The following is a 25,568-nucleotide window of genomic DNA, read 5'->3' as shown; positions in this document are numbered from 1 at the left end:
CCCGTCGGATCACAGGTTCATGACAAGATGATTTACACGTCGACCATGCCTTCACACCGCATGTGCCCCAATGACCCGTTAACTCTCGGAAATGCCAGGAGTTCGGGACATGAACCCCATGGGTGAAACCGGCAGAGGGGGTACACAACACCCCTGCTGCCGGCCGGAGTTCAGGTTCTCGGGACGGGCTCAGGACGGCGTCAGGGGCAGGTCGTCCGTGAAGGCGTTGACCGGTTGGGCGATGTTCCGGGTGGCGTGGACGTCGAGGGCCGCCGCCGCGGTTCTCGTGCCGAGGGCGCCCTGCGTGTGCCAGGTCCCGGTGACGGCCAGCCAGGTGTTGGCGGGCGGGGCCGGGGTGCCGTACATGTGCACCTTGACCGTCTGGGCGTCCGCCGCGCAGCACGTGAAGATGATCCGGGTCAGGTCCCAGCCGCCGCCCCGGACCGGCGTCGCGAACCCGGTCATCTCGACGCTGCGCCCCTTGATGGCCAGCTCCTTGTCCTGCTGGACCCGGGTGGTGAAGTCCGTGAGGGTCATCGGCAGGGGTGAGGTCGCGGGCAGTGCGGCGAACCCCTTCTGTTTCTTGACGGCCTCGCTGCCCGCGTGGGAGGCCGTGTAGGCGCCGAGGGCGGGTGGGGCGTAGAAGAGGAGGCTGAGCGCGGGGAGGAAGAGCAGCCAGGCGATGCGGGGGGCGGTGGAGTGGTCGTGCCCATGGCCGTGGTCGTGCTCGTGGTCGTGGGCCTCCGCGTCGCCGGATCCGCGGTCGAACATCGCGTGCGCCAGGCCCAGGAGCAGCAGCAGGGCGCCGGAGATGATCAGGAGCGGGCGCAGGCCCTCCTTGACGTAGCGGAGGTAGAGGTCGGTGAAGAGGGCGGTGTGCAGGAGGCCCAGGCCGGTCAGGACCAGGAGGAGTACTTGGGCGGTGCGCTTCACAGCAGGGCGCCTCCGATCAGGACGCTGGCGGCCACGGCCACGACGGTGGTCGCGGTGGAGAATCGCACTGCGAACGCCCGGCCGAAGGTGCCCGCCTGAAGGGCGATCAGCTTCAGGTCCACCATGGGGCCGACCACCATGAAAGCCAGCCGTGCTGTGGGTGAGAAGCCTGTGAGTGAGGCCGCTACAAAGGCGTCGGCCTCGGAGCAGACCGCGAGGACGACGGCGAGTGCGGCCAGGAACAGCACGGACAGCCAGGGCGAGCCGGAGAAGGTGTCGAGGACCGAGCGCGGGACGGTCACGTTGAAGGTGGCCGCCGCCATGGCGCCCAGCACGAGGAAGCCGCCGGCGTGCAGGAAGTCGTGCTGGAAGCCGAGCCGGAACTCCGTGAAGCGGCTGTGTCCCGACTGGTGGCCGGTGTGGCGTACGACGGGCCGCAGCCACTCCTCACGCCCCAGCCAGAGCCACAGCCAGCCCATGACGGCGGCGGTGGCGAGGGAGGCGAGGAGCCGGGCCAGCACCATGGCGGGGCTGCCCGGGAAGGCGACGGCGGTGGCGGTCAGCACGATCGGGTTGATCGCGGGCGCCGAGAGGAGGAACGCGAAGGCCGCGGCCGGGGTGACGCCCCGGCGGATCAGGCTGTTGGCCACCGGCACGGACGCGCATTCGCAGCCCGGCAGGACCACGCCGGCGATGCCCGCGACGGGGACGGCGAGGGCGGGGCGCTTGGGCAGCACCTTGGTGAACAGGTCCGCCGGGACGAAGGCGTTGATGGCTCCGGACAGGGCGGTGCCCAGGAGGAGGAAGGGCAGCGCCTGCACGGTGATGGCCAGGCAGACGGTGCGCCAGGCCGCTACGGCGGGGTCGTTCAGCCATGGCGTGCCGGACAGCGCGAGGACGGCCGCGGCCAGGCCGAGCGCGATGACGAGTGCGGTGGTCGGCGGGGGCCTGCGGAGGACGCGGCGCCGCCGCTCGGGTGGGCGGACGGCGGCCGGGAACACCGTCTCCGTCACATCAAGCAGCTCATCCGTTTTTGGCATTTTTGCTCCGAATGTCTGATGTTGTGACAGAACATAGCGAGGAGTACGGCCGTCACCGCGCCCACACGCCGTCCGGACCGCGGGTCGGGGCTCCGGAGTACGGTTCTCGTGTGATCAGCCGACCGCCCGTCACGATCGTCCGCGCGTGTCTGCGGGACGGGCGGGGCGGGAGTCCGACGGCGGTGCTGAACGAGGCGCCGCTGAGCGACGAGGAACGGTGCCGGGTACCGGTTCTCGCCGGGACGTCACACGCCGTCTTCGTCTCGGCGCGCGGGTCGGCCGTGTCCCTTCGCTTCTTCACCGCCGAGGGCGAACTGCCCGCGTGCGGCCACGGTACGGTCGCCGCCCTGGCCTTCCTCGCGGAGCGTGCCGGAGGTACGGAGTACCGGGGCACTCTGCGTGCGGCGGGGCGTTCCTTCGCCGGGTGGGCCGTACGGGAGGGGGTGCGGGTCCGTGCCGCCTTCGAGCCCGGTCCCGTCGAGTTGCGTGAGCCGACCGCGGCAGAGTGCGGGCTCGCCCTGCCGGCGCTGGGTGTCGGCAGCGACACGCTCGCGCCCGGTGCCCGGGTCGCCTCGGTCGGGCGGGCGCGGCTGCTGGTGCCCGTCGCCTCGCGGTCCGTGCTCGGCGCGCTCGCCCCGGACTTCGGTCAACTCCGGTCGGCCTGCGACCGGTTCGGACTCCTCGGCTGTTACGTCTACTCGGTGCCGACGCACTCGGGCCGGGTCGCGGCGCGCATGTTCGCGCCGTCGATCGGCGTCCCGGAGGACATCGCGAACGCCAACAGCACCGCGTGCCTCGCCGCCGACCTCGCGGGGCGGGGTGTCACCGAGATCGCCGTCGACATGGGCGACTCGCTCGGCAGCCCCGCCACGATCACGGCGACGGCCCGGCCCGGGTCGGCCGTGCAGGTGGGCGGCACCGCCGAGGTCACGGACGTGATCCGGCCGTCGTAGCCGACCGGTGTCGGCCTAACTCGCCCGGACCCTCGCCAGCACCTCGCGGATCAGGTCGGCGCTGATCGTGAAGTGGCCCCGGGCGATCTCCTCGGCGCGCTCGGGCTCGCCCGCGGCGATGGCCTCGTACAGGGCCTTGTGGTCCTCGCCGCCCCGGTGGAAGTGGGTCTGTTCGCCCTTGCCCCAGGGTTCGACCGGGAAGCCGAGGCTGATGCGGGCCAGCAGGTCCTGGCTGAGCATGACGATCTGGGGGTTGCCCGTGGCGGTACGGACGGCCTGGTGGAAGGCGCTGTCCGCCGTGTGCGCGTCGCGCTGGGTGCTCGCGGAGAGGTAGGCGGACAGGGCGTCCCGCATGGGTTCGAGGTCCTTGGCGCTACGGCGTCGGGCCGCCGTCGCGGCGACCATGCCCTCGACCAGTCCCCGCAGGTCGAAGAGTTGCTCGAACTCCTCCCAGCGGGGCAGCAGCGTGTGCCGGACCGCGGCCGCCGTCGACTCGGTCCAGCTGTCGCGGACGTAGGTCCCGCCGTTGCGGCCGCGGCGGATCTCGACGACGCCGACGGCCTGGAGGCGGGCGACCGCCTCGCGGACCGTGGGGCGGCTGACCCGGAGCAGGCCGGTGAGTTCGCGCTCGGCCGGCAGCCGTTCGCCGGGCAGGAAGTCGCCGACGGCGATCGCGGTGAGCAGCCGGTCGGACACCTCGTCGACGGCGGAGGCCACCCGCACCGGGCGGAGCGCGGAGGACGGGGAGCCGCCGAGGAGGACGCGGTCGAGCACGCGGGAGAACTCGTCCCCCGCTTCGGATGCCTCAGGTACGGATGTCAGCTGTCCTCCCCCTTCAATGCCGCTTCTGTAAACGCGGGCGGGCCACGTGAACACGCCGTTACGTCTTGCCCAGCCACCGCTAAAAGGTCTTGTGCGCTGACCTTTTACCCAATCACTATCGCAGCCATCCGTCACATCCTTTTCGTCCCGGCCCGTCGTCGCAGTTCCGCGTCTCAGCTCCTCGTCCCGTCCGACGACCGGCCGCAATCCCGCCTGTTCAACGGCGTGCCTGGGAGGCAACCGCGTGGCGATCCCCGAACCGAACCACACCGGCACCGTCGACTTCAACGGCAAGTCGACCTGGTACCGGATCACGGGCGAACCGGGCAGGACACCCTTGGTCGTCCTGCACGGCGGACCCGGCGCCGGTCACAACTACACGCTCAGCATCGCGGGCATCGCCGAGCAGGGCCGCCAGGTGGTGCACTACGACCAGCTCGGCACCGGGCTCTCCACCCATCTGCCCGACGAGGGCGCCGACTTCTGGACCGTCCAGCTCTTCCTCGACGAACTCGACAACCTGCTCAAGGAGTTGGGCATCGCCGATGCCTACCATCTCCTCGGCCAGTCCTGGGGCGGCATGCTCGCCGCCGAGCACGCGGTACGCCGGCCGGCCGGGCTGCGCGGGCTGGTCATCGCCAACTCCCCCGCGTCCATGGAGCTGTGGCTCGCGGCGGCGGCCGAACTGCGCGCCCAGCTCCCGCCCGAGGTCCAGCGCACCCTGCTCGCCCACGAGGCGGCCGGGACCACCGACCACCCCGACTACATCGCCGCCGAGCAGGTCTTCAACGAACGCCATGTGTGCCGGCTGGACCCCAACCCACCCGAGGTGCAGGCGACTTGGGAGAACATCGCGGCCGATCCGACCGTGTACCACACGATGAACGGGCCGAACGAGTTCCATGTCGTCGGCACCATGAAGGACTGGTCCGTGATCGACCGGCTGCATCTGGTCGAGGCACCGACCCTGCTGGTGTCCGGCCGGTACGACGAGGCGACGCCCGAGACCCTGCGCCCGTTCGCCGACCACATCCCCGACGTGCGCTGGCACATGTTCGAGCACTCCAGCCACATGCCGCACGTCGAGGAGGAGGAGCTCTACCTCCAAGTCGTGGGCACCTTCCTCGACTCCACCGACTGAGCCCCTTCGGCCCATCTCGGCCGACCCGACCGCCGTTCCCCCGACGGGAGTTCCCTGGATGTCCCGCAGCACCAGACGAGGCGCGTTCGCCGCCGCCACCGTCGCCCTCGCCCTGACCACCGCCGCCTGCTCGTCCTCCGACAGCGGCTCCTCCGACCCGACCACGTCCACGTCCTCGTCGGCGTCCGGGACCTCCGCGTTCCTGCCGCAGCACAAGGGCGGCACCCTGAAGCTCGTCGCCCACGCCGCCGCGGGCAGCCTCGATCCGCAGGTCAACTACACGCTCCAGTACTGGCAGTTGTACCAGTCGATGTACGACGGGCTGCTGTCGTTCAAGAAGGTCGGCGGCCAGGAGTCGTTCAAGGTCGTCCCGGACCTGGCCGCGGCGATGCCGAAGGTCACCAACGGCGGCAAGACGTACACCTTCACGCTCCGCAAGGGCATCAGCTTCTCCAACGGCAAGGCGCTGACCACCGACGACGTGGTGGCGTCCTTCCAGCGCATCTTCAAGGTCTCCAGCCCCACCGCCGGCACCTTCTACAACGGCATCGTCGGCGCCACCGCCTGTCTGAAGACGCCCGCGTCCTGCACGCTCAAGGCCGGGGTGACCGGCGACGCGAAGGCGAACACGGTCACCGTCGACCTGACGGCGCCGGACTCGGAGTTCCCGTACAAGCTGGCCGTCCCGCACGCCAGCATCCTGCCGAAGGACTCGCCGGCGAAGGACGCGGGCACGAAGCCGCTGCCGACGACCGGCCCGTACATGGCGGCCTCGTACGACCCGAACCGTGCGCTGAAGCTGGTGCGCAACCCGCACTTCAAGGAGTGGTCGCGGGAGGCCGAACCGCAGGGCTACCCGGACCAGATCGACTACACCTTCGGGCAGACCGTCGAGTCCGAGGTGACCGCCGTCGAGAACGGCCAGGCGGACTGGGTGTTCGACCCGCCACCCGCCGACCGGCTGAACGAGATCGGCACCAAGTACACGTCCCAGGCGCACGTGAACCCGCTGACCGCGTTCTGGTACGCGACGCTGAACGTCAACTCGGCACCGTTCAACAACAAGTTGGCGCGGCAGGCCATCAACTACGCCGTGGACCGGTCGGCCGTGGTGCGGCTGTACGGCGGCACCAACCTCGCCTCCCCCGCGTGCACGATCCTGCCGCCGGGCTTCCCCGGGCACGTCGACTCGTGCGACTACACCAAGGGCGGCGGCAAGACCTGGACGGCCGCGAACCTGGCCAAGGCCAAGGCGCTGGTGAAGAAGTCCGGTACGGCGGGGCAGGAGGTCGGCATCGTCGTGCAGGACGACGACGTCAACAAGTCGATCGGGCAGTACCTGCAGAGCCTGCTCACCCAGCTCGGCTACAAGGCGACGCTCAAGCCGCTGTCGGCGAACATCCAGTTCACGTACATCCAGAACACGAAGAACAAGGTCCAACTCGCCCTGACGTCCTGGTACCAGGACTATCCGGCGGCCTCGGACTTCCTCAACGTGCTGCTGTCCTGCGCCGCGTTCCACCCCGGCAGCGACTCCAGCATCAACATCTCGGGCTTCTGCGACAAGGGCATCGACGCGAAGATGCAGACCGCGCTGAAGACCGCGCAGACCGACCCGACGGCGGCGAACAAGCAGTGGGGCGCGATCGACCAGTCGATCATGCAGCAGTCGCCGGTCGTCCCACTCATCAACCCGAAGATCATCGACTTCACGTCGAAGCGGCTCGGCAACTACCAGTTCAGCAAGCAGTTCTACATGATCGTCGGCCAGACGTGGGTCAAGTGAGCACCGCCACAACCGAGTTGGTCATCGTCGAGGCCCGGCGCTCGCCGGGCCCCTGGCGGACGGCCGGCGCCGACCTGTTGCGCAACAGGTCGGCGCTTGCCGCGGCCGTCGTCCTCTTCCTGGTCGTACTGGCGACCCTGTGCGCCCCGCTGTACGCGCACCACGTCGCCGGCACCGACCCCTTCCAGTCCCACGTCTCCGGCTCCACGGTCGTCGGCGGGAAGACCGTGCCGGTGCTCACCCCGAGCAGCACCGGCCTCGGCCTCGGCGTCACCCCGATCGGCCCGACCTGGGACCCCGCCCACTACTTCCTCGGCGCCGACAACCAGGGCCGCGACGTCATGGCCCGCCTGCTCTACGGCGGCCGCACGAGCCTGTTCATCGGGTTCACGGCGGCGCTGCTCACCTGCGCCCTCGGTACGGCCGTCGGAGTCGTCGCCGGCTATGCGGGCGGTGCCGTGGACGCCGTCATCTCCCGTGTCCTGGACGTGATTTGGGCGTTCCCCGTGTACCTGCTGGCGATCTGCCTGTCGGTCGTCCTCCTCACCGACGGGCTGCACCTCGGGCCGATCACCGTCGAGGCGGGGAGTCTCTGGCTGCCCGTCGCGATCATCGCGGCGATCTATGTGCCGTACATCGCACGACCGTTGCGCGGTCAGGTGCTGGTGCTGCGCAACAAGGAGTACATCCAGGCGGCCATCGGCTCCGGGGCGCCGACGGTGCGCATCCTGCGCCGTGAGGTGCTGCCGAACGTGCTGCCCACGGCGATCGTGTTCGTCCCGCTGATGACCGCGCTCGCCATGCTGACCGAGTCCGCGCTGTCCTTCCTGTCCGTCGGGGTCCAGCCGCCGGACGCCAGTTGGGGCACGATCATCGAGGACGGGCTCGGGCTTCTCTACACGCGGCCCGCCGTGACGATCGCGCCCGGCCTGCTGATCGCGCTGACCACGGCGGCGCTCAACGTCCTCGGCGACGGCGTGCGCGACGCGCTCGACCCGGGCGCCCGGCTGCGCGGAGGGGTGTGAGAGTCATGCTCCGGTTCGTCGTCAAACGCTTCGCGTCCGCCCTGCTGGTGATGTTCGCGATCAGTGTGCTGGTCTTCCTGATCTTCTTCGCCACACCGGGAGTTGACCCGGCCGCACGCATAGCCGGGCGCAACGCCGACCCGGCCACGCTCGCCCAGGTCCGGCACTCCTTCGGCCTCGACCGTCCGATGCCCGTCCGCTATCTGCTGATGATGCGTCACCTGCTCATCGACCGCGACCTGGAGTCGTTCGTCAACCGCGGCTCCCGCGTGATCCCACAGATCGTGCAGGCCACCCCGGTGACCCTCTCCCTCGTCATCGGCGCCGCGCTGATCTGGATGACGGCCGGCATCGTCATGGGCACCGCCGCCGCGGCCCTGCGCGGCAAGGCGGCCGACCCGCTGATCATGCTCGTCGGCGTGGTCGGGGTCTCGCTGCCGGCCTACTGGCTCGGCGAGGTCGTCAACCTCATCACCCAGAAGCAGCTGCACAGTTCGGTGTTCTCCTGGGTACCGCCACCGGGCTACGTCGACCTCAGCCACGACCCCGGCCAGTGGGCGCTGCACCTGCTCTTCCCCTGGCTGACCCTCGCGCTGCTGTACGCCGGGATCTACGCCCGGCTGCTGCGCGGCGAGGTCGTCACCGCGCTGAACGAGGACTACGTCCGCACGGCGCGCGCCAAGGGCCTTTCCGAGCGGCGCATCCTGATCCGCCATGCCCTGCGCTGCTCGCTGATCCCGATCGTGTCGCTGTTCGGCCTGGACTTCGGCGCGCTCGTGGGCGGTGCCGCGCTGCTCACCGAGGTGGTCTTCGGCCTCCCCGGCATCGGCAAGCTCACCTTCGACGCCCTCCAGAACCTGGACCTGCCCGTGATCATGGGGACCGTCCTGTACGCGGCGTTCTTCGTGGTCCTCGCCAACGCCCTGGTGGACATCCTGTACGCCCGACTCGACCCGAGGGCCCGCCATGCCTGACCAACCCCTGCTGGACGTAAGCGACTTGAGGGTGTCCTTCCGCACCCGCCGAGGCTCCGTCACCGTCGTCGACGGCCTGTCCTTCTCGGTGTCGCCCGGTGAAATCCTGGGCGTGGTCGGCGAGTCGGGCTCGGGCAAGAGCGTCTCGATGCTCGCCGTGCTCCGTCTGCTGACCAGTCCGAACGTGACCGTCGAGGGCGAAGTCCGGTTCCGCGGCCGGGACTTGCTCGCCCTCCCCGACAAGGAGATGCGGGCGGTACGGGGCCGGGAGATCGCCATGGTCTTCCAGGACCCGATGACCGCGCTGACCCCCGTGTACACCGTGGGCTGGCAGATAGCCGAGCAGATCCGGGCGCACGAGAAGGTGTCCCGCAAGGAGGCGCACGAGCGTGCCGTACGGCTCCTCTCCGACGTCGGCATCCCCGACGCGGCCTCTCGCGCGAACGCCTACCCGCACGAGTTCTCCGGCGGCATGCGCCAGCGCGCGGTCATCGCGATGGCCCTCTCCTGCGGACCCGCACTGCTGATCGCCGACGAGCCGACCACGGCGCTGGACGTGACGGTCCAGGCCCAAATACTCGACCTGATGCGGGAGTTGAACACACAGGGCTCGGCGGTGGTCCTCATCACGCACGACATGGGCGTCATCTCGCAGATCGCCGACCGGGTCCTGGTGATGTACGGCGGCCGGGCGGCCGAGGAGGGTCCGCGCCGGGCGGTGTTCCACGGACCGCGGCATCCGTACACGTGGGGGCTGCTCGACTCGGTGCCCCGCGTGGGCGGACCCCGACTCCGGCGGCTGCCCACCATCGCGGGGATGCCCGTGGCGCCGGGGAGTCTGCCGGAGGGCTGCGCGTTCGCGCCCCGGTGCCGGCTGCGGCACGAACGCTGCGAGGAGCGGCCCCAGTTGTCGACGAACTCCGGTGACGGCGCACACCGCGACGCCTGCTGGCTGCCCGACGACGACCGCGCCTCGCTGCGCCTGACCTCGCGCGCGGCGGCGACGGACGTACCGGACAGGGAACGAGAGGCGACATCATGAGCGCGCTGACGACATCGACAGAGGTGCTGCTGCGCGCCACGGACGTCACCAAGCACTACCCCCTGCGCGCGGACGGGCTGTCCGCGCGCCGCCGGGTGCTGCGGGCCGTGGACGGCGTGTCGTTGGAGGTGCGCGCCGGTGAGACGCTCGGCATCGTCGGCGAGTCGGGCTGCGGCAAGTCCACGCTGGGCCGCTGTCTGGTCCGGCTCACCGAACTCACCGGCGGCCGGGTCGAGTTCGACGGCCAGGACATCAGCACGCTCTCCACACGGCGGCTGCGTCCCGTACGGCCCGGCATGCAGCTGGTGTTCCAGGACCCGCAGGCCTCGCTCAACCCGCGCCGTCGCGCCGGGGACATCGTGGCGGAGCCCCTGCTCGTGCACCGCTACGGCGACGGGGCCGCCGTGCGCCGTCGGGTCGCCGAGCTCTTCGACGTCGTAGGGCTGGCCGCAGCCCATCTGGACCGCTATCCGCACGAGTTCTCCGGCGGTCAGCGGCAACGCATCGGTATCGCGCGGGCGTTGGCGACCAACCCGAAGCTGATCGTCGCCGACGAACCGGTGTCGGCGCTCGATGTGTCCATCCAGGCGCAGGTGTTGAACCTGTTCGCGGATCTTCAGGAGGAGTTCGCGCTCACGTACGTGTTCATCGCGCACGACCTCGGTGTGGTCCGTCATGTGTCGGACCGGATCGCGGTCATGTATCTCGGGGAGATCGTCGAACTCGCCGAGACGGAGGCGCTGTACAAGGAGCCCGCGCATCCCTACACGCAGGCGTTGCTGTCGGCCGTACCGGACATCGACGACGGCACGCTCACCGATGAGGTCCCCCGGGAACGCATCGTGCTCACCGGCGAGGTGCCCAACCCGGTGGACAAGCCGAGCGGTTGTCCGTTCCGCACCCGCTGCCCCTACGCGCAGGAACGCTGCGCCGTGGAGCGGCCCCGGCTGACCATGACCGCCTCCGGGCGCCATACCGCCTGCCACTTCCCCTTGATCGACTGAGGGTACGGAGGCGGACCCGGCATGATGGCCCGTATGCACCTCCGCATCGACGCCGTAGACCTGCCCGGCCGCACCTTCCCCGCCCCCGCCGACAAGCCCGTCCCGACGTACGACAACGTCCACGTCGCCGTGCAGCGCCGGGACCGGCCGGCCGAGCTGCTGGATCCGCAGCCGGGCGATGCCGTGTCCGCGAGCTGGAACCTGGAGTGCACGGCGGAGGCCACGCCGGACGGCATCGTGGTCACGGGCCCCTATGTACAGCACCGGATGGGGCTGCGGTTCGTGTACCTGTCGTGGGGGACGGTCGACGAGGCCGGGCTCTTCACCATGTTCCGGCGCGCCAAGCTCATGCTGGACTCGGTGCCGGACGACGTCCTGGCCGCCGCCGCGCGCGACGGTCTGCTGGTCGGCCGGCTCGGGCTGACCGACGCGAACGGCGGCCCGCTGTGCGCGCGGGTGGATCCCCCGCACATCACCTGGACCGCCGCCGCCCGCTAGCTCTCGTAGTTCTCGTAGCTCTCGGTCAGGACGCCGAGTCCTTCTTGTTCGTCGCCAGTCGGTACGCCTGGGTCGGGGTCATCGGGACGCCGTTCAGGCTGACCGTCTTGTAGGTGCTGACCTTGGCGCAGGACTTCGACTGGTCGGCGGTCGAGGCCTGGGCGTTGGAGGTGGCCGCCTTGGTGTCGGCGGGGGCCGGGGACGAGGTGGCGCCGGGGTAGGTCGTACCACTGGGCCAGTCCGTGCCGATCACCAGGGTCAGGCCGGCGCCCGTGCCCTGCTTGAGGTGCGAGGAGGCGAGGCCGATCGCGCTCGCCACCGTCTGGGCCTGGGCCTTCTGCCCGGAGCCGTAGGTGAGCGTGGTCGTGGTCGCGCTGACTCCGGCGTTGCCGGTCGTGGTGCCGGAGCTGAAGCCGCCGTCTATCAGGGAGGTCGCGACCGCGGAGGCGCGCCCGCTGATGCTGGTGCCGTTCTCCACCGTCACGGCGATCTGCGCGGCGGGTACGGCCACCGCCGTGGCGGTCGCGGTCGCCGCCGAGGACTTCTTGCCGGAGGACGTGGTCAGCGACTGGTCGTTGGCGATGGTCGCGAACAGGCTCTTCGCCGCCGTGGCGGGCACGACCCGGTCGGCGTTGTTCGGGTCGGCGCCGGTCTGCATGGTGGTGAACGTCATGCGCTTCGTGGGGACCTTGTCCAGGTCCGCCGCGAGCCCGATGAGCTTCTTGACGGTGCCGAGTCCGGTGTCCACGGTGAGCGCCTTGGTGGCGGCGTCGGCCAGGTTGTAGACCGCCGTGGGATCGGTGAGCGTGCCGGCGCTCTTGAACTTGCGGATCATCGCGCTGAGGAACAGGTGCTGGGAGACGGTACGGCCCAGGTCGCTGCCGTCGCCGAAGCCGTGCCGGGAGCGGACGAACTCGAGCGCCGCGTTGCCCTTGAGCGTGTGGGTGCCCTTGGAGAGTTTCAGGTGCGAGTACGTGTCGTAGACGTCGGCGTCGACGCACACCGAGACACCGCCGACCGCGTCGGACATCTTCACCACGCCGGAGAAGTCCATCTGCACGAAGTGGTCGATGGTGATGCCGGTGAGCGCGTGCACGGTCTTGACCTGGCACTCCTGGCCGTACTGCAGCGCGCTGTTGATCTGGCCGTAGTAACCGGCCGTCGACTGGCTGCTCTCCGGGTCCTTGCAGGCGGGGACCTGGGTCATGGTGTCGCGCGGGATGCTCATCACGGTGGCGTTCGAGCGGTCGGCGGAGATGTGCACCACCATCTCCACGTCCGCGTTGCCGTTCCCGGACTGCACACCGGTCGCCGAGCAGCCGCCGCCGAGCTTGCAGTCGGTCGCGCTGCTGCGGGCGTCGCTGCCCATCACCAGGAGGTTGATCGGCGTACGGCCGAAGGCGTCGGCCTTCTCCTCGCCGCCCGCGCCGTCGTCGATCGCGACGCTGTTGATGTTGCCGTTCAGGTGCTCGTAGAACCACCAGCCGCCGCCCGCGGTCGCCATGATCAGCACCGACAGGGATATCGCGCTGATCTTCAGCACCCGCTTGCCGCGCGAGGTCTCCTTGGCGCGGCGGCGCGAGGCGGTGCGGCCGCGTGCGCGGGATCCGCCGCGCGGGGCCTGCCGGGCCGCGGCGCGGGCGGCGGCCCGGCCGCCGGTGGGCAGCGGTTCGTCGGCCTCACCCGCACGCGGCCTGGGCACGCCTCGTGTGCGGCTGCGCGTGGCATGTCCCACGGGGCCGTCCCCGAGGTCGGTCATCTGGCACTCCCACGTACGGTCGGGCCGTTCAGGCCGTTCGATGCTGCGGCCAGGGGCGCGCGGCCGTGTCGGGTCGAGCGAGGCGGGGTTCCCGTCTCGCTTGCGTGGTTGCGCAATATAACAATCTCAGATGAGAACCCTGTAGGGCCTTTCTCATTTACGGGATATCCTTTTACGTCAAACTCGGTCAACTGATCGGAATCCGTGCACTGGTGATGGTCATCGGGGTACCGGTCACGGCGATGAGGTAGAAGAGGGGATGCGACCCGCCTGGCGCCCGCCGGACACCGCCGGGCGGCTTCACGGCGTACGTCGCGGAGGCGTGCGCGGCGAGGGTCGCCGGGCCGCCGGAGGCGGTCCACCAGTCGGAGGCGCCCTGTCCGAGGCGGCTGGCGAAGTGGGGGGTGAGCCGGGTGCCGGTGGTGTTGACGACCCGGACCGCGAGACCGGTGATGTCCAGGTGGCCGGCCCGCTCCGCGAAGCTCGGTGTGACGTTCATCCGCAGCGGCGGTGCGCCGGCCGCGGCGACCGTCACGCACACCACGGCGGGCGTGACGAGCCCCACCGCGAGGACGGCCTTGGCCCGGGGGCCGGTGATGTGCGGGATGCGGGGCTGCCAGGCCGAGGCGAGCGCGGAGGCCGGGACGGTGGCGGCCGCCGCGAGCCACAGCGGGGTCATCATCAGGAAGTAGCCGTCCTGGGACCGGGTGGCGAGGTAGAAGCTCAGCCAGGGCAGCACGGTGATCGCCGGGCCGAGCCGTCGCACGAAGAGCAGCGTGGCGGCGAGCAGGCCGAACAGCAGCAGCTGGCTGCCGTAGGAGTAGTAGTCGAGGTGCCTGCTGCCCGCGGTGAAGTAGTACGAGATCCCCATGAGGCCCTGGCCGTGCAGGATCGCCTTCTGGGTGAGCGGGAGCAGCAGGCCGTGCAGCCAGGTGTGGAAGTCCTGGGTGGCGAAGTAGGCGTTGATCGCGGCCCATGTCAGGGCGGCGGTGCCCGTGTAGCGGGCGATCACGCCGAGGGCGAGCCGGGGGCCGAGGTCGCCGCGTCGGACGGCGTAGAGGCCGATGAGGAGGAACGGCGTGAGGAACCAGGCGAGTTGCTGGGTGGCGCAGGCCGCGCCGAGGCAGAGGGCCCGCGCCACTCCGGGCAGCCCGAGCCGGCCGCCGGCTCCGGTGTCGGGCCAGCGGACCACCACCGGGATGAGCAGCACCAGGGCGAGGACGGCGGGGTAGCCGGAGTAGGCGTAGCCGGGCAGGAGGCCGAAGCCGAGGCACACGGCGGTGCCGCCGGACCGCCAGGGGGCCGGGAGCACCCGCCACAGCAGGACGGCGCCGCCGAGCAGCGCGCCGGTGGTGACGAGGGTGGCGGCGGCCGTCGAGTGGACCACGGCCTGCACGGGGGCGGCGAGCAGCGCGGTCAGGGGCGGATAGCCGTAGGTGTAGTCGGCGCCGCCCGACATGGTCTTGGTGATGCCGACCGTCGAACGGTCGAACAGCCACGGCCAGGGCTGCCCGTAGATCGGGTGTCCGTGCAGGATCTCGTGGGCGGCCTGCGCGGTGAGTACGCCCTCGTCGGTGCCGGCATGGTTGAGCCAGTAGCCGCACAGCACCAGCACGACGGCGAGCAGCAGGACGCCGGCGTCCACCCGGGTCAGGGCGCGCCGGGTGCGTGTGGTGAGGGCGAGGACGCCCGCGACGAGTATCCCGGCGTAGCAGACGGAGATGATCGCGGCGACGGTCGGATGGGACGTCATCGCCCTCGTCCAGGCGTCGCGGGTGCCGATGAACAGGCTGATCGCGGCGATCAGCGTCATCCCCCGGTGCAGTTGCTGGGGCGCGGCGGGCTCGGTCGCGGGCGGCCGGGTGCTCGGCGGCCCGGCCGGGGAGGGCGCGTCGCGCCGCCTCAGCCGGAGACCACCGCCGGCGCGGGGACCGTCATCCATGGCGTCCTTCTCCTCGTTCCGTCCCCGTCGGTCGGCAGTTCGCTCCGGGGCAACCTCCACTACACGTCGTAGAGGTGAAAGGAGTCGCCGAGGTTCACCGGCGCAAGGAAAGAGCTGGGGAAGAAGGTACTGACATACAGGGCGGGTTGACGTGAGGGCAGGTTGACGTGTCGGCCGAGGTCGGGCAATGCTCGCCGGGCCGCCGCGCGCGTCATCCAGCGCGACGGCGAGCATGCATCTCGGCGCGCGACCGGGGTCCGACGACGGCCTTCCTGCGCTGCGACCGGGGCTCCCCGGCCGTCGATCACCGCGGGCGCCAAGTACCTCAACGAGGGTGGTCACAAGCGGAGTTGGGGCAGATGACCCCATGAGCACGAACGCCCTGGGGACCGCTGAGGGCTGGCGGGTGGTGCGCGGCGGGCGAACCGGGCCCGCCCGTCGCCGACTTGGTCGCGCTGTCACCGGTCACCACGCCCTGCCGGGTGGCCGCCCAGATGGTCAACTACCGCAGCCACGCACGCAATTCGGGGTACACCGGCGAGGTTCCGGCCGTCCCACGTGAACGTCCTCGCCCACGAGGTCGAACTCGGGCTGTTCAAGGGGGCGTTGCTGCCGGTGTGGACCGCGGTGGAGGAGCGGGACCTGTCATTGCGGCAGTAGTGGAGAAGATCGGCGCACTGCCGCCCCCGGCCGTGAAGTGGAAGATGTTCACCAAGAGCCTGGCCCGCAACCCTCGTTACCTGCACGCGAGTGATGTGGTGGCCGCCTGCATCACCACGCCGGACGGGCACATCGACCTCGGCGAGCAGCGCACCCCGTGATCGGCCCGTCGGACAAGGGCGTGAATCCAGCCACCGCGGACGCACGGTAACTCCGCGACCTCTCCACACAGTTGGGGGCAGGTACACGCCAACTCCCGCACCCGCAGGCCGTCTTGCTGGGCGAACTTCGCGGTTCCCGCAGACGACAGTCGTGCCAACTCTGGATTTCCGGTGCGTTGCGGGATGCGGCAAATAGGTCCTATGCCGCGTAAACAGTCCCCGTTCTCTTCATAGGAACCACCAGAGAACCGTTTCAGCAGGCCAGCTCGGGCGTCAGACGTGACGTGATTACACCGCATTAAGGATGGTGGCGTAGGGTGGCTGACCGTTAACTGTCGCATTCCTTACCGGACTTGACGGTTAATGTGCGCTGCGCGCCGTGTGTCCCACCCGGTTGATCGAGAGGACTCCGATGCCCGAAATCCCCTCCTATGCTGTGCCCTCGGAGCCTGATCGAACGTCTGGATCGAGCTCCGCGCGAAACAGACACGCCCGGTCCTCCGTCCAGGACGGACCGTCGGATTCGGCCACTCGGTCGCGCACGGTCCGGCTCGCCGTACTGCCCGCCGCCGCGATGGCGATCCTGGCCACCGCCGTCGTCCTGACCGTGCTGCGCACGCAGAGCGGGTTCGCCGACGGGACCACGTACACGGTGCTCGCCGTCGCCGCCGTGCTCGGTTGCGGAATCCTCTTCGCGGGCCTGCGGCTCGGCCGTTCCGAGGCCGCGGGGATCTCGCGGCAGTACGCGTCGCTGCGCCGTACGGTCACCACCGGGCAGGCCGAACTCCAGGACGTGCTCCAGCGGTTGGAGCGCGGCGAGCCGGTGGAGCAGGTGCCGTTCACGCACCAGCCGCCGTCGGGGACCGACCCGCTCGGCCGGCTCACGTACGAGATAGGCGTGGGCCTGTGGCAGGCCCGTACCGTCGTCGCGCAGACCGCTCAGCTCGCCCGGGCCTCCGCGCCGGACAGCGAGGAGCGCGTCGAGGTCTTCGTCAACCTCGCCCGGCGTCTGCAGTCCCTGGTGCACCGCGCGATCAACATGCTCGACCAGCTGGAGAACGAGGTCGAGGACCCGGAGCTGCTCAAGGGTCTCTTCCACGTCGACCACCTCGCCACCCGTATCCGCCGCCACGCGGAGAACGTCGCCGTGCTCGGCGGCTCGGTGTCCCGCCGGCAGTGGACCCGCCCGGTGACGCTGACCGAGGTGCTGCGTTCCTCGATCGCCGAGGTCGAGCACTACTCCCGGGTCAAGCTGGTCCCCCCGATCGAGGGCACCCTGCGCGGCCACGCCGTCGCCGACGTCATCCACCTGCTGGCCGAGCTCGTCGAGAACGCCACGACGTTCTCCGAGCCGCAGACCCAGGTGCTGATGCGCGCCCAGCGCGTGACCGCCGGTCTCGCCGTCGAGGTCGAGGACCGCGGTCTGGGCATGCCCGCGCAGGAGCAGGCCCGCATCAACACCCTGCTCGCCGAGCCGGACCGCATCGACATCAGCAAGCTCCTCGCGGACGGCCGTATCGGCCTGTACGTGGTGTCCGCGCTGGCCCGCCGGCACGGCATCGCGGTCCGGCTGCAGAGCAACATCTACGGCGGCATCCAGGCCATCCTGGTCATCCCGCGCGGCCTGATGGGTGACGACCCCGGCGAGATCCCCGCCCAGTCGCACCACCAGGCGGTCGCCGACATGTCCCGGCCGCCCCAGGTCGCCCCGGCCCACCACCAGGCCGTACAGGCGGCTCCGGCCCACCACTCCCTCGCGCAGACCGCCCAGCCCGCCGCTCCGCCGCCCACGTTCCGCCAGCCGCTGCCCCCGGCCCGCACCGGGAACGCGCCGATGCCCGTCGTGCACCAGCACCCGCAGCAGCCGCACCCCCGGACCGTGGATCCGGTGGCGCCGCGCGAGCGCGGGTCCGTGCCGTACGGCAGGGAGTCCCGGGACGAGCGGCCGCGGCTGCCCCAGCGGCACGCACAGGAGCACCTGGTACCGGAGCTGCGTGAGGGTCCCGCCCCGCGCAAGACCGAGGAACAAGAGGTCGAGCACGATCCGGGACTGATGGCCATGTTCCGGCGCGGAGTCAGCCTCGCCGACAACGAACCCGACGAGCCTCCCACTGACAGCGCTCGCTGACCGCAGGCTCCGTTACTCGCACTAAGGAGAAGAACGCCACCGTGAGCGACATGCACGCCGGCCAGCAGAACCTCGACTGGCTCCTGGCGGGACTCGTCCAGAGGGTCCCCTATACACGCAGCGCAGTGCTGCTGAGCACGGACGGCCTCGCGAAGGCCGCAGACGGGCTGGATACGGCCGCCGAGGCCGAGCATCTGGCCGCCCTGGCGTCCGGTCTGCACTCGCTGGCCCGCAGTGCGGGCGCGCAGTTCGCCCAGGGCGCCGATGTGCGACAGGTGGTCGTGGAGCTGGACAGCGCCCTGCTGTTCGTGTGCGCCGCGGGCTCCGGTGCCTGTCTTGCCGTGCTGGCCGACCGGGAGGCCGACGCGGCCGTCCTCGGTTACGAAATGGCCATGCTGGTCAAGAGTGTTCGTCCCTATCTCGCCACGCCGGTCCGACAGCAGGGGGCCGGCTCGTCGATGGATCAGAGGCGCTGACCATGTCCGACGCGGAGGACGGGTCGTGGCTCGACGACGAGGCAGGGCGGTTAATACGGCCGTACACCGTCACCAACGGTCGTACCCGCCCCTCGGCGCACTTCGACCTGCTCACCCTGGTGATGGCCACCGGCACCCGCCCACAGAGCTATCTGGGGCCCGACTACGACCAGGTCCTCACCCTGTGCGACGCGCCCATCTCGGTCGCCGAGGTGGCCGCCCATCTGCGCCTGCCCGCGGTGACCACCAAAGTTCTGCTCTCCGACCTCGTGACGCATCAGGCGCTCTCCCTGCGCTCGCCGCGTGCCGTCGAGGCGGCCTCCCCGACCGACCGAAACCTCCTGGAGGCGGTGCTGCATGGACTACGTAAGCGGCTCTGACCCCTTCCCCACCGCCCTGAAGATCCTGATCGCCGGGGGCTTCGGGGTCGGCAAGACCACGTTCGTCGGTGCGGTCAGCGAGATCGAGCCGCTGAGCACCGAAGAACTGCTGACCTCCGTCAGTGCCCGCACCGACAGCCTGGTGGGCATCGAGGACAAGTCGACCACCACCGTGGCGATGGACTTCGGCCGGATGTCCCTCGACAAGGAGCACGTCCTCTATCTGTTCGGCACGCCCGGGCAGGAGCGCTTCTGGTTCATGTGGGACGAGTTGTCGAACGGCGCGCTGGGTGCCGTGGTGCTCGCGGACACCCGAAGACTGGACCACTGCTTCGCCGCCGTCGACTTCTTCGAACGACGGGGCATCGGCTTCATCGTGGCCGTCAACGAGTTCGACGGCTCCTATCACTACGAGTCCGACGAGATCCGCGCGGCTCTCGACCTCAAGCCCGACGTACCCGTCGTGATGTGCGACGCGCGGCAGTGCAACTCCGGTACCCGCGTGTTGATCGCCCTCGTACAGCATCTGCTCGCCTCGACTCCCGGCACCCCGCCCGCGGAGCTTTACCCGTCGCGCTGAGCCCTGCTCGACGTGACCGAATGGAGCCTGCATGTCAGCCCCGGTTCCCTACTCCACCCAGAACTCGTACGACCCGACCAGCCATCTGCTGCTGACGCCCGAGGACCGGGAGGCGGCCGCCCGGGTGGCGCGGCTGCGCGAACTCGGCCTCGGGGACGCGCCGATCGCGGAGTTCGACGAGTTCGCCCGCAACCTGGCGCAGGTCACGGGCGCGCCGTTCTCGATGGTCAACTTCATCGACGAGAACCGTCAGTACTTCGCCGGTCTCTACGCCGGTGGCCGTCCGGGCGTCCAGCTGGCGCCGGACGAGCAGCCGGAGGTCGGCCGGACGATGACGCGTGATCAGGGGTACTGCCCGCACGTCGTCGTGCGCAAGAAGGCGCTGGTCCTGGAGGACGTCTGCGACTACCCGCGGTTCGCGGGCAACAGCGTCGTGGACGAGATAGGCATCCGCTCGTACATGGGCGCGCCGCTGATCGACTGGAAGACTGGCATGGCCCTGGGCACGATCTGCGTGGTCGACACGGACACCCATCCGTGGGGGCGCGAGGGTCTGGCGACGATCAAGTCGCTGGCGCAGCAGCTGGTCGACCGGCTCCACACGATGGAGACCCGGGGCGGGATCTGAGCCCACTGCCCAACGGCCGCCGGGGCCAAGGGCGTTCAAGTACGGGAGCCGCGGGCACGACGCTGTGTCCGTGGCTCCCCGGTGTTCAGCCCGCGTGCCCGGCCGTCTCCAACTGCCCCAGCCGGCGCTGGGGTTGGACGGTCCGCACGAGGTCGGCCAGTCGCTCTGACCACTGGCCCTTGGCCGTGCCGAGGGCCACCTCGCCCAGCCTCAGCAGCTGGATGTCGGAGGTGCCGGCGGGGGCGTAGATGTGGTGGGCGTCGCGCAGATAGCGCTCCACGGGGCGGTCGGTGAACAGGCCGCTGGCGGCGTGGATCTCCATGCTGTCACGGGCGGAGTCGACGGCCGCCTCGACGTTGAGGAGTTTGGCGTTCATCAACTCCGCGTCGCAGGACAGCCCTTGGTCGAGGAGGTGGACGGCGTGGTAGGCGGCCAGGCGGGCCGTCATCAGCCGGGACTTCATCCGGCCCAGCTTGAGCTTGATGTTGGTGAGGTCGCCGAGCGGCGCTCCGAAGCGCTCGCGCTCGATGCACAGGGCCGTCGTCTCCTCGAAGGCGGCCTGGTGGATGCCGAGGGAGACCGCCGTGAGGTTGGGCCGGCCGTAGAGGATGCTGGAGGAGTAGGCGACGGCCAGGCCCTGGCCCTCTGTGCCGAGCCGATTGGCCGCCGGTACACGGCAGTTCTCGTAGATGATCTCGCCGAAGCTGAAGCCGTGCAGGCCCATCGCGGGCACCTGCTCACCGAGTGAGAAGCCGGGGCGGTCGGACTCGACGAGGAAGGCCGACAGTCCCTTCGATCCCTCACCGGTGCGTACGACGACGCCGTGGACGTCGCCGACATGGCTGTTGCCGACGAAGACCTTGCGGCCGTTGAGGATGTAGTCGTCACCGTCCCGGACGGCGGTGCTCCCCATCCCCAACACGTGGCCGCCGGACTCCGGTTCGGTGACGGCGATGGTCGGGAGGCAGGCGCCGGCGGCGATGCGCGGCAGCCACTTCCGCTTCTGCTCCGCGTTCCCGAAGTGGATGATCTTTGCCACACCGAGCTGGGAGGCCTGAACCATGGCTCCCATAGCACCGCATACACGGGCGAGTTCTTCGATGGTGATGGTCTTGGCAAGGTGCCCGGCGCCCATTCCGCCGTACTCTTTCCCAATGGTCACGCCGATCCAGCCCTGCCGGGCGATGAGACTGGACAGCTCGCGCGCCACCGTGCGCGACTTCTCCATCTCCGCTATCCGCGGACGTACCTCGCGTTCGGCGAACTCGCGCACCCGTTGGCGCAGGTCCTCGTGCCACCCGCTGGTGAAATAGCGTTCCACAACCCCTCCTGCACGCTGCCTCCGTGTCCGGCTTGATCCGGAGGTCGTTCGTCGGGCAGTGGTTCGTCGCCCTTGGGCGCCTGCCCGAAATATTGTCTACTTGTCGACCCATCTCAGCCAAGATCACCATACGAGGTTGACTGAAACCCGGCGCCTTGCGGGGACTCCCAACTGTGCGATATGAGCCACGACATGGTCTCATCCGGACACGTCACGAAGAGAAACCGACCAAGGGCGAACAACAGGCACCCAATACGGACAGAGGCCTGCCCACCAGGCACATGCCGGACAGACGTCGCACAGCTCACATCGACAATCAGTCACGTTCCGACTGACCGATAAGTGGACACGCCCAGATCCCTGACCTACGTTCAACCGACGAACATCAGCCACTTCCGCGGGGAGGAGGCGACGGTTCCGTCGCACCAACCTGCGCTTACGTCACTCCAGCCCCACGGGCCACACCGCCGGACGCACCGGATCACCCGGCGCCGGTGGCGAACCGCTCGGTGCCCGGCACCGCGAGGAGGGCGAGTTCCCGGTGGCTTTCCGTACCCGGGGTCGCGGTGAAGACGACCAGCGACCGGCCAGGGGGGATCAGCACTGCTGCTCGTACTGGAGCCCGGCGTACTCCCGGGCGGCGATGTCCTGCCGTGTGCCCACGATGAGGTTCATGGTGAACACGTTGTAGTCGATCGCCTGTCCGGCCAGCTGCGCGAAGAGCACGAGTTCGCCGGTGTCGGGTGCCATGTCCCACGGGTCGCAGAACCCGCCGAGCTGCACACAGACGCCGGGACGATGCCCGCCGAAGGCCAGGTCGCCGACTGCTTCCTCGAAACCGTCCAGCGCGTCCTGGCCACCGTCAGCGTCCAGGAACTCGCTGATCTGCGGGCCGCCTTCCCACTCGCCGTCGAAGGTCAGTCCGGCGACGGGATAGAGGGTGCGTGGTTCATAGACCCTGATCTCCCCGACCTCACCGCCCAGTTCGTACGACGCGGGGTGCTCCGTCGTGCGTACTCCGGCCGGTATGTGGAGCACCGCGGAGCGCTCCGGCGGGTACTCGATCTCCGTGAAGAACAACAGGTGCCCATCGGCGGGCAGTTCGATGTCCAGCACGCCGTGCGGCAGGGCCGCGCAGTCGACGCTCAGCACGAGCGGCTCCCTCCCGTCGGGCCAGTCCACCCCGTCCGGCAGCGCGGGAAGCCCGCCCGTCCGCGCGGCGGGACGGACGTTCTCCCGACGGGATTCAGGCACTTCTTCGTACGGCACCAGGTAGAGGCACGGCCGTGCCCGGGCCATCAACTTCCGTACGACGGGCCCGGGAACGCCGTGTTTGGCGGCCGTCTCGAGAAGAAGTGCTTCGTCGGTCGATGTCATGCCCGGGATCGTGCCATGGGCCACTGACATGGAGGCCGGCGCCTTCAGCCGATGCGTGCTCCCGCGCCGCCCACACGGACGCGCGGGTCGCCCGCGCGCAGCGTCACGGCGAGTTCGCCGGGGCGGCCGAGGTCCTCGCCCTGGTGCAGGGTGAGGGCGACGTCCTGGGGAACCAGGCCGAGTTGACGCGCGTACGCACCGAACGCGGCGGCCGCGGCGCCGGTCGCCGGGTCCTCGACGACGCCGCCGACGGGGAAGGGGTCACGGACGTGGAAGACGGTGGCCGACTCCCGCCACACCAACTGGACGGTGGTCAGGTCCAGTTGGTGCATCAGGGCTTCGAGGCGGGCGAAGTCGTAGGCGAGATCGGCGAGTCGGGCGCGTGTCGCCGCCGCGAGTACGAGATGACGGGCACCGGCGAAGGCGATACGGGGCGGGAAGGCCGGGTCGAGGTCGGCCTCCGGCCAGCCGAGCGCGGCGAGCGCCTCCGTGAGATCGGCGGCGGTGACCTCCTCGACGTGCGGTTCGACGCTGGTGAGCGTGGCCCGGAGCGTCCCGCCCTCCTCGACCACCTCCACCGGCACGGTGCCGGCGCGTGTCGCGAACACCAGCTCCCCGGGGCCCACCCGCTCGGCGAGCGCCACGGCGGTCGCGACGGTGGCGTGGCCGCAGAACGGCACCTCGGCCTTGGGACTGAAGTACCGGATGGTGTACGCCCGCCCCTCCTCACCGCCGAGGCCCTCCGGGGGCGCGGTCAGGAACGCGGACTCCGAGTACCCGAGCTCTGCGGCGATGGCCAGCATGGCGCTGTCGTCCAGAGCGGTGGCGTCCAGGACGACGCCCGCGGGGTTTCCGCCGGCCGGGTCGCTGGAGAAGGCGGTGTATCGCAGAACCTCGGGGCGTGGCGCACTCGTCGTCATGACCGTGGCAACCGGGGTGGGCCTGCGGCCATTCCCCGGATGTGAGCGGAGATGGTGCCGGGCGCCCGACCGGAGCTTGCCGGTCGGGCGCCCCGGGTGTCCTAGCCGCCGATCACTTCTTGACCACGGACTCCACCCAGCTGATGAAGTTCGTCGTCGAGTCGCCGGTGCGCTCGGCCATGGTGTGTGCCAGGGCCCACACCGTGGCGAAGTCGACGTCGCGGATGCCGTAGTTCAGCAGGGCCAACTGGAGGTTGATCTCGGTCGTGTTGGCCGTGTCGCCCTGCATGATGCCGGTGCGGATGCGCCAGTGCCGCGCCACCTGCGACTGCCGGTAGCCGCCGAAGGCGGGCGAGAGGAAGTACAGCGGGTTGTACGCGTCGCCCCGCCAGGCCATGTCCTTGCCGACGCTGTCCTTCTTCGCGAAGTCGCTGTCGTACGCCGAGACGCCGTAGTCGGTGTTCCAGTCGGAGTACGTGGCGTACGTCGTCTCGTTCGCCTTGATGACGTCCCGTGTGAGCGGCGCGAAGTGCGACGGGACGCCCAGCCCCATCGCGAAGACGCTGTTCTCGCCCTGCCCGCGGGAGTATCCGTCGAACGCGCCGACCGGCTTGTTCGCGGTCTTCTGGCTGTTCACGAAGCCTTCGAGGCCGGACACCGTGGCGGTGTTGGTCGTGGCGTCGTAGGTGACCCAGGTGCTGTCGGTGTTGAGGTAGGCGATGTAGTCGGCGACCGTCTCGTACGTGGTCGAGGTCCCCGTCTGGCCCGATCCGGGCGGGCCGCCCTGGGTGGTGATCGTGTACGGGAAGGTGTTGTCGGACAGGAAGTTGTTCAGCGAGGTGGTGATCACCCCGATCAGGTGGTCGTAGTAACTGCCGGACAGGTAGGTGCCGTTGCTCGACCCGGTCAGCTCCAGGCGCCTGCCGTGCTCGTCGCGCAGACCCAGGCGGTTGAGGTACTTGGGCCAGGCCTTCGCGAGGTCCGCCGAGTAGGCGCTGGTCCACGTGGTGGACGCGCGCGTGCTGGTGGAGGCGAACTGGCCCATGTTCCACTCGTAGGACAGGTTGGCCTCGGCGAGGTTGGTGATCGGGCACCAGGCCATGACACCGGCGACCGCGTCGCTGAGGGGCCGGCCCTGGGCGTCCTCCATCGCCGCGCCGATCGTGCGCAGGTACGGGTGGAACAGGGAGCTGTCGCCGGAGGCGCCCGCCACGGTGTCCTGGGCGCCGCCGCCGCTCATGCCGAACAGGACGATGTCGTCCGTGCTGCCGGGCAGGACGCTCCGGTTGTACCGGAGGAAGCGGACCGCGGCCTTCAGGTCGGTGACGCCCCAGGGGGCCGCGTCGGAGCGGGTGCTGGTCGAGCTGTCCCGGCCGCGCAGACCCGGCCACACGTAGACGAGCCCGGCTTCCAGGTACTCCGAGACGCTGCTGTAGTTGTACGACGTGGCCGGTGCCTGCTGGGCGTAGCCGGGGGTGTTGACCGGGATCACGATCGGCGCCGTGCGTCCCGAGTACGCGCCGACGGTGCCCTTCGGGTTGGCCTTCGCGGTGTACGTGGTCCCGTCGCTGTTCGCCGTGGCCGTCAGATAGGCGCCCGGCACGTAGATCGACAGGTTCTCGTAGTCCGTGGCGGCCGGGTTCCCGACGTACACCTTTCCGATCTGGTAGTACACGTCGTTGGTCGCGTCGTACGACCAGGCTGTGGCGTCGAACTCCAGCGAGTACGCCGAGGACGTGGTCGACGTGCTGCCCGACGACGAGGTGGCGGCGAAAGCCGTGCCTGCCGTGCCCTCGGCGACTCCGAACGTGGCCAGGGCCGCGACGCCCGTGGCGCTCCGGATCACAGTTCTGCGGTTGATGTCCACCCGTGGGCCTCCTTGTACAGCGGGATTCGTGGTCACAGCCGACCCGCGCACCACCCCGGCGACGCCGAGGGCAGGTCGGGCTGTGCGGCTCATACGAGTCCCAGACTGTAGGGCGGGAGCGTGAGATGGACGCCAATATTGTTAACAATTT

The 25,568-nt window shown here is 70.0% G+C and carries 24 protein-coding genes; 14 read left to right on the top strand and 10 right to left on the bottom strand.

Translation table 11 applies throughout. The annotated features are described in order from the left end of the window. Nucleotides 1–189 precede the first annotated feature (189 nt). The gene (locus OG714_RS46140; RefSeq protein ID WP_406130226.1) at nt 190–933 is read right to left on the bottom strand and encodes a TIGR03943 family putative permease subunit; all 744 of its coding nucleotides are present in this window, start codon (nt 931–933) and stop codon (nt 190–192) included. Beyond that, entirely contained in the window at nt 930–1,973 is a 1,044-nt protein-coding gene (locus tag OG714_RS46135) for a permease (protein ID WP_406130225.1), read from the bottom strand. Before OG714_RS46135 ends, OG714_RS46140 begins: the two co-directional genes overlap by 4 nt. A gap of 110 nt (nt 1,974–2,083) precedes the next feature. On the opposite strand from OG714_RS46135, the gene OG714_RS46130 reads away from it, so the two are divergent. After that, entirely contained in the window at nt 2,084–2,926 is an 843-nt protein-coding gene (locus OG714_RS46130) for a PhzF family phenazine biosynthesis protein (RefSeq protein WP_406130224.1), read from the top strand. A gap of 15 nt (nt 2,927–2,941) precedes the next feature. Here the strand turns inward: OG714_RS46130 and OG714_RS46125 are convergent, their stop codons facing one another. Continuing rightward, nucleotides 2,942–3,700, bottom strand: a complete 759-nt coding sequence (locus OG714_RS46125; protein ID WP_406130222.1) for a FadR/GntR family transcriptional regulator — start codon at nt 3,698–3,700, stop codon at nt 2,942–2,944. 292 nt (nt 3,701–3,992) lie between these two features. On the opposite strand from OG714_RS46125, the gene OG714_RS46120 reads away from it, so the two are divergent. The 7 genes from OG714_RS46120 to OG714_RS46090 are packed head-to-tail and all read left to right on the top strand — an operon-like array spanning nt 3,993 to nt 11,218. After that, the gene (locus OG714_RS46120; RefSeq protein ID WP_406130220.1) at nt 3,993–4,889 is read left to right on the top strand and encodes a proline iminopeptidase-family hydrolase; all 897 of its coding nucleotides are present in this window, start codon (nt 3,993–3,995) and stop codon (nt 4,887–4,889) included. 58 nt (nt 4,890–4,947) lie between these two features. After that, nucleotides 4,948–6,675, top strand: coding sequence for an ABC transporter substrate-binding protein (locus OG714_RS46115; RefSeq protein WP_406130219.1), 1,728 nt, complete (start codon nt 4,948–4,950; stop codon nt 6,673–6,675). Further along, nucleotides 6,672–7,700, top strand: coding sequence for an ABC transporter permease (locus tag OG714_RS46110; RefSeq protein WP_406130217.1), 1,029 nt, complete (start codon nt 6,672–6,674; stop codon nt 7,698–7,700). The genes OG714_RS46115 and OG714_RS46110 overlap by 4 nt, the downstream gene beginning before the upstream one ends. A 5-nt stretch (nt 7,701–7,705) precedes the next feature. Beyond that, complete coding sequence (locus OG714_RS46105) at nt 7,706–8,674, top strand: ABC transporter permease (protein WP_406130215.1); 969 nt, start codon at nt 7,706–7,708, stop codon at nt 8,672–8,674. Next, nucleotides 8,667–9,716: an ABC transporter ATP-binding protein gene (locus tag OG714_RS46100; protein ID WP_406130213.1), complete on the top strand. Its 1,050-nt coding sequence runs from the start codon at nt 8,667–8,669 to the stop codon at nt 9,714–9,716. The genes OG714_RS46105 and OG714_RS46100 overlap by 8 nt, the downstream gene beginning before the upstream one ends. Continuing rightward, a complete protein-coding gene (locus OG714_RS46095; RefSeq protein ID WP_406130211.1) occupies nt 9,713–10,720 on the top strand; it encodes an ABC transporter ATP-binding protein in 1,008 nt (335 codons plus the stop codon). The genes OG714_RS46100 and OG714_RS46095 overlap by 4 nt, the downstream gene beginning before the upstream one ends. A gap of 33 nt (nt 10,721–10,753) precedes the next feature. Then, on the top strand, nt 10,754–11,218 hold the full coding sequence (locus tag OG714_RS46090) for a DUF5990 family protein (RefSeq protein WP_406130209.1): 465 nt from the start codon (nt 10,754–10,756) through the stop codon (nt 11,216–11,218). 25 nt (nt 11,219–11,243) lie between these two features. Here the strand turns inward: OG714_RS46090 and OG714_RS46085 are convergent, their stop codons facing one another. Both OG714_RS46085 and OG714_RS46080 read right to left on the bottom strand, forming a co-directional pair. Beyond that, nucleotides 11,244–12,977, bottom strand: a complete 1,734-nt coding sequence (locus OG714_RS46085; RefSeq protein ID WP_406130208.1) for an LCP family protein — start codon at nt 12,975–12,977, stop codon at nt 11,244–11,246. A 187-nt stretch (nt 12,978–13,164) separates the two neighbouring features. After that, the gene (locus OG714_RS46080) at nt 13,165–14,919 is read right to left on the bottom strand and encodes a hypothetical protein (RefSeq protein ID WP_406130206.1); all 1,755 of its coding nucleotides are present in this window, start codon (nt 14,917–14,919) and stop codon (nt 13,165–13,167) included. A 659-nt stretch (nt 14,920–15,578) separates the two neighbouring features. On the opposite strand from OG714_RS46080, the gene OG714_RS46075 reads away from it, so the two are divergent. The 6 genes from OG714_RS46075 (at nt 15,579) to OG714_RS46050 (ending at nt 19,932) form a co-directional block, all read left to right on the top strand. After that, entirely contained in the window at nt 15,579–15,740 is a 162-nt protein-coding gene (locus OG714_RS46075; RefSeq protein ID WP_406130205.1) for a hypothetical protein, read from the top strand. A 574-nt stretch (nt 15,741–16,314) separates the two neighbouring features. Beyond that, on the top strand, nt 16,315–17,868 hold the full coding sequence (locus tag OG714_RS46070; RefSeq protein ID WP_406130203.1) for an ATP-binding protein: 1,554 nt from the start codon (nt 16,315–16,317) through the stop codon (nt 17,866–17,868). A 50-nt stretch (nt 17,869–17,918) separates the two neighbouring features. Continuing rightward, on the top strand, nt 17,919–18,344 hold the full coding sequence (locus OG714_RS46065) for a roadblock/LC7 domain-containing protein (RefSeq protein WP_384149512.1): 426 nt from the start codon (nt 17,919–17,921) through the stop codon (nt 18,342–18,344). Between the two features lie 2 nt (nt 18,345–18,346). Then, a complete protein-coding gene (locus tag OG714_RS46060) occupies nt 18,347–18,724 on the top strand; it encodes a DUF742 domain-containing protein (RefSeq protein WP_384149189.1) in 378 nt (125 codons plus the stop codon). Further along, on the top strand, nt 18,702–19,304 hold the full coding sequence (locus OG714_RS46055; protein WP_043677399.1) for an ATP/GTP-binding protein: 603 nt from the start codon (nt 18,702–18,704) through the stop codon (nt 19,302–19,304). The genes OG714_RS46060 and OG714_RS46055 overlap by 23 nt, the downstream gene beginning before the upstream one ends. 31 nt (nt 19,305–19,335) lie before the next feature. After that, on the top strand, nt 19,336–19,932 hold the full coding sequence (locus OG714_RS46050; RefSeq protein WP_406130201.1) for a GAF domain-containing protein: 597 nt from the start codon (nt 19,336–19,338) through the stop codon (nt 19,930–19,932). An 85-nt stretch (nt 19,933–20,017) separates the two neighbouring features. On the opposite strand, the gene OG714_RS46045 is transcribed toward OG714_RS46050, so the two are convergent. From OG714_RS46045 to OG714_RS46025, 5 genes are all read right to left on the bottom strand, one after another. Next, the gene (locus tag OG714_RS46045; RefSeq protein ID WP_406130200.1) at nt 20,018–21,253 is read right to left on the bottom strand and encodes an acyl-CoA dehydrogenase family protein; all 1,236 of its coding nucleotides are present in this window, start codon (nt 21,251–21,253) and stop codon (nt 20,018–20,020) included. 481 nt (nt 21,254–21,734) lie between these two features. Further along, entirely contained in the window at nt 21,735–21,857 is a 123-nt protein-coding gene (locus OG714_RS46040) for a hypothetical protein (protein WP_406130198.1), read from the bottom strand. After that, nucleotides 21,851–22,630 carry a DUF1963 domain-containing protein gene (locus OG714_RS46035; RefSeq protein ID WP_406130196.1) on the bottom strand — a complete coding sequence of 260 codons (780 nt, stop codon included), beginning with the start codon at nt 22,628–22,630 and terminating at the stop codon, nt 21,851–21,853. The genes OG714_RS46040 and OG714_RS46035 overlap by 7 nt, the downstream gene beginning before the upstream one ends. A 44-nt stretch (nt 22,631–22,674) precedes the next feature. Next, nucleotides 22,675–23,550: a PhzF family phenazine biosynthesis protein gene (locus OG714_RS46030; protein WP_406130195.1), complete on the bottom strand. Its 876-nt coding sequence runs from the start codon at nt 23,548–23,550 to the stop codon at nt 22,675–22,677. A 112-nt stretch (nt 23,551–23,662) separates the two neighbouring features. After that, nucleotides 23,663–25,417 (bottom strand): esterase, encoded by a 1,755-nt coding sequence (locus OG714_RS46025; protein WP_406130193.1) that lies wholly within the window; start codon nt 25,415–25,417, stop codon nt 23,663–23,665. Nucleotides 25,418–25,568: the final 151 nt, after the last annotated feature.

The organism is Streptomyces sp. NBC_00989 (genome assembly GCF_045162655.1).
GTDB lineage: Bacteria > Actinomycetota > Actinomycetes > Streptomycetales > Streptomycetaceae > Streptomyces.
The sequence above is the reverse complement of the archived record's forward strand: the minus strand, read 5'-3'. Positions and strand labels throughout refer to the sequence as shown.